This window comes from Microvirga sp. KLBC 81, from assembly GCF_003075415.1.
In the GTDB taxonomy this organism is placed as follows: Bacteria; Pseudomonadota; Alphaproteobacteria; order Rhizobiales; family Beijerinckiaceae; genus Microvirga.
In genome coordinates, this window is record NZ_QDAH01000150.1 from 1 (window position 1) to 6,760 (window position 6,760).

A 6,760-nucleotide genomic window follows, 5' to 3' on the forward strand; every position below is an offset into this window, starting at 1 on the left:
TCGAACCGATGAGCCAACCGATAAAGCTGGGGATTTTTACTTCGGCACTTCTGAGGAAAATTCACTCGGCATTGACATCACCTGGTCCACGGTGGCATTCAGCGTATGGCCGTCATACGGATTGCCCTCCAGCGCCTTGGAGGCAAGGACAAACCCTTCCCGATTGGTCACTGCCACCGCGACTTTCGAGCCGAATTCGTATGGACGATGCGCCTTGCCCTTAGCAATGCAGACCACCTCCGGCGCATGCAGGCTGTACACCTTGTTCTTGCTCGTGCGCTCCTGTGTCAGAAGACGCTCCGTCAGGCCCAGGAGGGAAGCAAAGCACGACGAGAGCCCCTCATCCCCAGCGACTTTCCTGGCGACATCGCGATAGACACGCCCGAGATAAGTCTTCAGCCGCTTGAGCTGCCGCTGCATGCGCCGCATCTGGCGGGCATGGGCATAGCGGCCGACCTGCACGGCCGCCCGTTTGGCCAGACGCGTGTGGGTCTGCCGCAGCTTGAGGCCATGCCGTTTCGCCTGCCGCACCAAAGCCTGCAAGGCCTTCAGATACAGCTTCGCGTCGGTGGGATGGGTGATGGCCTTGGGCTGCACGGTGGTGTCGACGCTGATCCGCTCCAGGCTCGTGGGCCGCACCGCGCCCGTGGCGAGCCCAGCCTGGATGGTGGCGGTGAGCAGCTTCTCCAGCCCCTCGGGGCCGATCCGGTTGCGCCAGCGCGTCAGCGAGCTCGGATCACACGGCAGCTCATGCTGGAAGTACTCGCAGCCGCAGAACCACTGCCAGTACGGGTTCTCGACCCAGCGCTGCACCACCGCCTCATCGGAGAGGTTGAAGGTGGGCTGGAGATAGGACAGCCCCGCCATCAGCCGGGTGGGTTTGGCGGGCCGTCCGAGCGGGCGGTAGAAGCGGCCGAACTCCCGGTCGAAGCGGTCCCAGTCGATCAGACCTGCCAGGCGAAACAGCTCATGACACTGATCGAGACGGCTGCGGTAGAGATCGCCGGAGCTCGGCATCGTCGGCTTGGGTCCCATCGCAAAACACCAAGTTCGAGCGGGTTAGCACCCAGATGCTGGCATTTTACGATGCTTCGCGAAGACGAAGAATCCTTCATCCCCAACAAGTTGTGAGTTATTCAGGGCCGACCAAGTAGGCACTTTGCCGACTGCGAATGGGCTTCCGACAACACCTTGATCGTTCCCGGAGCCGGGCTGCAGTATCGCAGGACAGGATCGCCTCCCGGTTCGTCTGAATGCTGTCGATGACAATCCGCTTGGGACGGCCGTGCCGTTTGAATGTCCTGCGCAGAAGCCGTTTAGTAGCGGTGAGGTTTCGCCGTTGGCTGAACCAGAACTCCGCGGTGTCCCCGTTGCTGTCGAGTGCACGATACAGATACCGCCACTTATCATGCACCTTGTTTCGTCGATATACCGCATGCCGGTAACGATGCGCCCACGTGAGTTGAAGTGATCCAGCAGTTCGGGCGAGTAATGAGCAGCCCAGCGATGCATGGTCGCATATCAACGGAGAGACCGCGCTCTGCTATCATCTCTTCCAGATTCCGGAGGCTGAGTTTGTAAGCGAGGTACCAGTGCACGCAGACCAGGATCACCGCTCGGTCAAAATGTCTGCCCTTGAGCACCACGTCCCCCCTGGTGAGACACGGGTCGCAGTGCCTGAAACTTTGAGATATACGGTTTGCAACAGTGCCGCAAATTCTCATGCTCCCCCGCAGAGCCCACTCTGAACAGGTTGTGTGCGCCTCACTGCCTTGCTCAGTTCCAGCGAAGAAGGACCGGGCAGAAAAATCCTTCTCCAGAACGTCCCGGCAATGCTCCGTGAGCACCCCAATGAACGCTTGATGACAGCTACATGCATCGTGAGCATGCCTGCCTCAGTTGTCGCATCTCTGCTCATTTCTGCGTCGCACAGGTATGGATGTTGCGCTGCACAGGCAGAAACAACAGCCGCCCTCACGCCAGCGAACTGACTGGAGTTCCCGATGTTCATGTCTCAGATCCTTGCTCAGATCCGTGCCTACTTCCGTTACCGCGCGGCTGTCACCGAGCTGTCCAGGCTCTCCGATCGGGAACTCGATGACCTCGGCATCCGGCGCTTCCAGATCGACCGCATCGCTCGCCGGCGATAGCGGCCTGATATCTTGCTGCACCGCAGCGCGTCGACGCCCACTCTTCCGCGCGCCTTTGCGGTCGAGGCGGAATGCGCCACACACGAATGCCCCTCCCCCTCTCCCGCTTTCGTTCGGAGGAGAATGCTGACGCGAGGGGCTGATGGCATTGTCACATCGCAGGACATTTGCGGTTGATCTTTCAAGTATTCCTCTGTTCGAGCCGCGGACGGCATCGTCACACCAGCGAAATGCAACCGGGATCTGGCCGAACAGACGGCACGGCAGACCTCCGAGATAAAAGGCACAGTCGTCCTCATTACCCAGCGCCGGTGGCCAACCCGCCTCTTCGCGCCACAACGCGGTCCCCTCAAGTCCTGCCGAAGTCCGGCTTGAGCGGCATGTCGGCAGGGACCCGCCCGGTCTGCCGTTCAATCTTGTGGTGGATCTTGGGCGGACCCTCGCCCCGGTGCAGTGCCTCCAGGCGCGCCACAATCTCAGCGTCGGCATGCGTCTGCCTCTGATTGTGGCGCACGTACTCGACCCAGGTCGGGACATGGTACCGCTCGGTCCAGAGGTGCGGCTCTTCCAGATCGCGCAGAAGCGCCCAGTGTCGCGCCCCATCCCGCAGGCGGGTGCGTCGCCGCAGGGCCATGACGCTGAGGAACTCGGCGACATCGCTCTGATCAATATGATAATCGACCATCACCATGATCGGCCCGCTGCGCGGCCGCAGGTCGAGCTGCAGTGCCGGTTCGCAGAACTGGTTGGTGGGATCGAGATTGAGGGTTTCACTGTCCGGGTGGCGCAGAACCAGGCCGAGCAGCCCACCGGCGACGAGAGCAACGCTCGCCATCACCAAGGCGCCCGCAATACCGTGCGCGTCCGCCACCTCGCCCCAGAGCCAGCTGCCCGCCGCCATGCCGCCAAACGATGCCGCTTGATAGAGCGACAGGGCGCGTCCCACCACCCAGCGCGGAGTCGACAGCTGAACCGTCACATTAAACAGCGACCAGGCCTGCACCCACGCCACACCGGCCGGCACGAGCAGCAGGCAGCTCAGCCAAATGTATTCGCTCCAGGCCAGACCGACGCAGCTGAGGGCCAGCGCGACGAAGGCGCCGCGAATGATCCATTCAGGGTTGAGAACGTCCCGCACCTGTCCGATGAGCAGCGCGCCTAAAATCGCCCCGAGGCCGAAGAACCCGAGCATGATGCCATAGATGATCGCCGTGCCCGCAACCTGCTCCCGGGCTACGGACGGCAGCAGCGCCGGGATCACGACGGCGGTGAGGCCGAACACGAGGCTCCGACCCATCACCTTGAGCAGGTTCGGCGACAACAGCACGTAGCGGAAGCCCGCTGCCATCGCACTGCCGAACGGCTCCCGCGGGAGCAGCTGTGGCGCCGGTTTCGTCTTCCAGCGCCAGAGCGCGATGAGGAGGGCGAAGCAGCAAACGACGTTGAACAGGAACGCAAAGGCCGCCCCGGCGGTTGCGACGATGAGGCCGCCGATCGCCGGTCCGATGCTGCGCATGAGATTGTAGCTCATGCTGTTGAGGGCCACCGCGCTCGGCAAGTGTTGCCGGGGCAAGATCTCGCCCATCGAGGCGTACCAGGATGGGTCGTGCAGCGCCCAGCCGCAGCCGATCAGGAAGGTCAGGCTCAACAGCATCCAGGGGGTCACGGCCCCTGCAGAGGCGAGCAAGGCCAGGGACGCTGAGACGCCCAGCATCAGCAGCTGCGCCGCCATCATGACCCGGCGGCGATCGAAGTTGTCGGCGAGCGCTCCGGCGGCGAGCGAAAACATCATGACCGGCAGGGTGGCCGAGGATTGGACGAGGGCCACCATGTCATGGGACGTGGCCAGGCTCGTCATCAGCCACGCCGCCGCCACGCCCTCGACCAGGCTGCCCAGGTTCGACACCAGAGACGCTGACCAGAGGGAGCGGAAGTTTTTGTAGTGAAACAGGACGCGCGGAGACGTTCTCTTCGACATGGTAGGTGGACTCTGCCGTGACATCGTGGTGGCGCAACACGAGTCTCTGGAATGATTGTGTGAAGAGGGCCGGATGATCGCTCGCTCCGAACGCGGAACGGATCGGCCAGGGCATTTCTGACGGTTCTGTCTTAGGTCTTTTCCCCGCCTCACGCGATGGTGCTGACCGGTTTGCGAGCCGATGCCCCCCGCACAGCGCCGCATGGGCGCGCCGCTTCAATCGGGAATAGGTTTAAGCCCGCATGCTCGGAAAGACCGAGCCAGATTGAGACGGTGTGTGACGGGGCGTCCGCGATCCTGGACAGCCACGGCATGCCGAGAGGCGTTGCAGGCGCGTTCTCCGCGGGACAATCCGAGAGTTGCTTGTGACATCGGGCCTATGCGGAAGGGATCTGTTGCAAACTTCGAGTATAGTCATTTCAGGGGCCATTCTGGCGCTTTGGTTGTCACCGTAAGTGGTTGATTTTCCAGTCACGAGCCTTCGAAGCTCAGTTGCAAAAGACAAGTAGAAACCGAATTTGCAACAGATCCGAACTTGTCTCCATGCCAAGCGCGCGCGCTCACAAGATAGCCGAACAGCTGAGTCGCAACCTGCTTGAAGGAGGCCGATAAGGCTGATCACTCCAACCAGAACCAAGCGCTTGATCACTGGCAGTTTCCAATCAATTCATCGACTCGTGCGTTGCCAGCCTGGGCACCAATTGCCACCTGCCGACGGAGGGCGCTGATCATCGAGCCAATCCTGTCTTCCAAAACGCTAGAACTTGGATGACTTCGACCGACCCCCGCGACACCATCGAGTGCCGAAAGGATCGCCGCATTGTCGCTTTCCGTTCCGCCCGAGGTGAAGGCGATCTCATGGTCGCACTCCGCGCCGATCAGCGCCTGCACCTGCCGACGCGTCTCCTTCACCGCCGCACCGACGGAGGCGCCAAAACCGTGCATCGACGAAGGGTTGCCGATCTCCCGTGCGTTGGGATAGGCGAAGACAAAGCCGGAGGATCCAGACCTCGTGACAAAGTCGGCGGCCATGCCGGCGAATAGGGTTGGGAGCCTGCGTCCACGAACGCCTTGACGCTGGCTTGGATCATGATGCGCAAGCCTTCCGCCGGCTCGGCGGCGACGGCATTGTCGGTCAGCGTGATCATGGGACGATTTCTCCTCAGTCTGTGCCGCGTTCGCAGCTCAGCATATACCGTGCCAAAGGAGAGAATGATTCCACAACAGCATGATGCCTCTCATACGGCTATGTCGCATGTCTGACAGTGTCGGACATCGGACACAGCCGAACGCGGTAAAATGACGCGCGAATTGCGCTGTTCCCACAGAGAAAACCTGGCCGCCAGTCCTGGATAACTGTCGGGTTTGTCAGGTCCGCGCCACGGTGCTGTGTGGCTTGGCGTCCTGCCGCACTCTCAGGGAAGCCGTTGAATAATCTGCACAACATTTCTTCTGAGGCGCTTGCGGCGCCGTTGGCACGCCTTTTGCAACTTCCTCGTCGTACGGCGGTAGGAGCTGCCGACCGGCATTCATGTCGCGGGTACCCGCGATGGATGGAACGAACGAAGGAAAGCAACATGTCAGGACAGCACCGTCGCCTTAACGAGTCTACGTGCCCTGTTGAACATATCGGCCGGGGGAGCCGGCGACGTCCTCTCAAGGGGTTAGGGTTGGCCAGAATGGCCTGAAAGAGCGGTTCTCGGCTCACGTTGACGGTGCCGAATTGTCTATCATGGCTTATGACGATCACAAAGCCCCGGATCGACCAGCATATCCAAGTTCCGTCGATGAGCAGTTCGCCCTCATCCTAAATTCAAAGACAACCAGCGATCAACTAATAACCTGCGTGAGAGGGGTATTTCTTAGCTGGATTATCGCTTTGCTTCTATTTGCAAGTGCTACTATGCTCATGTACATATGGAGTCCTGACGTATCTGGATTTCTTCGGACCTTTTTCACCTAAGCGCGAGTTTGGCCAATCAAGCGGCGTGACAGAGTGCGTAAACCAAGCATCGCTGAAGTGCCCGCGAGGGTTTTGGCGCTTTGTGCTGGCACTGGGACGTGAGTAACCCCCTTCGCGCCCAATCATCAAGGGCTTCGAAGCCATGCGCAGGATCGGTCGCGGGCACTGCATGCTGCAGCAGCCGGGAAGGACAGGCGAAGTCCATCTCGTGAACCAACTCTTCGGTCTTGCCGCCTGAGCGATCCACGTCGCCTGGGTTCGTTATGCTCTTTCCAAGGTAATGCAACAAAGCCGACTGAGGGCATTCTCCACCTGATCCGTGCAACACGGTCACAACAAGGCGTTCAAAGATTCGTTGCAGTTCCGCAGGTTCCGTTGCAATTCCGGAACAGAGACGAGGAAGGATCAGGTGTTTGTGGAGAGCTCATGCGACAAGCAGGGCAAACTGCTCAGCGAGCGAGGGCTGCCGCTTGCAGGCATACTTTGCCTGTCCCTTCCGCATCATCTGAACCATCTCGATCCCGCCTAGGATCACTCGGGCAGTGGCCACGGATTGGAATCCGAGCATGGGTCGGATCCGCCTCTTGATGGTCCGGTGATCCTGCTCAATCCGATTGTTCAGATAAGCACTTTGCCGAATGCGAATGGGTTTCATACGACGCCGCGAGC

General features: G+C 60.6%; 3 protein-coding genes and 3 pseudogenes. 1 reads left to right on the forward strand and 5 read right to left on the reverse strand.

What is annotated here, in order from left to right; translation table 11 throughout:
* Positions 1-69: 69 nt before the first annotated feature.
* Positions 70-1,035 (reverse strand): annotated as a pseudogene (locus tag DC522_RS31935) (IS5 family transposase); the annotation flags it as partial.
* Between the two features lie 112 nt (positions 1,036-1,147).
* Positions 1,148-1,643 (reverse strand): annotated as a pseudogene (locus DC522_RS36600) (IS6 family transposase); the annotation flags it as partial.
* A 360-nt stretch (positions 1,644-2,003) separates the two neighbouring features.
* Here DC522_RS36600 and DC522_RS31945 point away from each other — a divergent pair.
* Positions 2,004-2,150, forward strand: a complete 147-nt coding sequence (locus DC522_RS31945; protein WP_371681034.1) for a DUF1127 domain-containing protein — start codon at positions 2,004-2,006, stop codon at positions 2,148-2,150.
* A 349-nt stretch (positions 2,151-2,499) separates the two neighbouring features.
* Here the strand turns inward: DC522_RS31945 and DC522_RS31950 are convergent, their stop codons facing one another.
* The 3 genes and pseudogenes from DC522_RS31950 to DC522_RS31960 all read right to left on the reverse strand — a co-directional run.
* Complete coding sequence (locus DC522_RS31950; RefSeq protein ID WP_116532475.1) at positions 2,500-4,128, reverse strand: MFS transporter; 1,629 nt, start codon at positions 4,126-4,128, stop codon at positions 2,500-2,502.
* 795 nt (positions 4,129-4,923) lie between these two features.
* Positions 4,924-5,094 (reverse strand): annotated as a pseudogene (locus DC522_RS36605) (aminotransferase class V-fold PLP-dependent enzyme); the annotation flags it as partial.
* Positions 5,095-6,515: 1,421 nt separating this feature from the next.
* Positions 6,516-6,760: DDE-type integrase/transposase/recombinase (locus tag DC522_RS31960; RefSeq protein ID WP_116532478.1), on the reverse strand; the 245-nt coding region annotated here is incomplete at its 5' end.

What these genes read in the sequence shown, in the direction of transcription:
- DC522_RS31945 (WP_371681034.1), top strand. Translation starts at nt 2,004, where the DNA reads ATGTTCATGTCTCAGATCCTTGCTCAGATCCGTGCCTACTTCCGTTAC.
- DC522_RS31950 (WP_116532475.1), bottom strand. Translation starts at nt 4,128, where the DNA reads ATGTCGAAGAGAACGTCTCCGCGCGTCCTGTTTCACTACAAAAACTTC.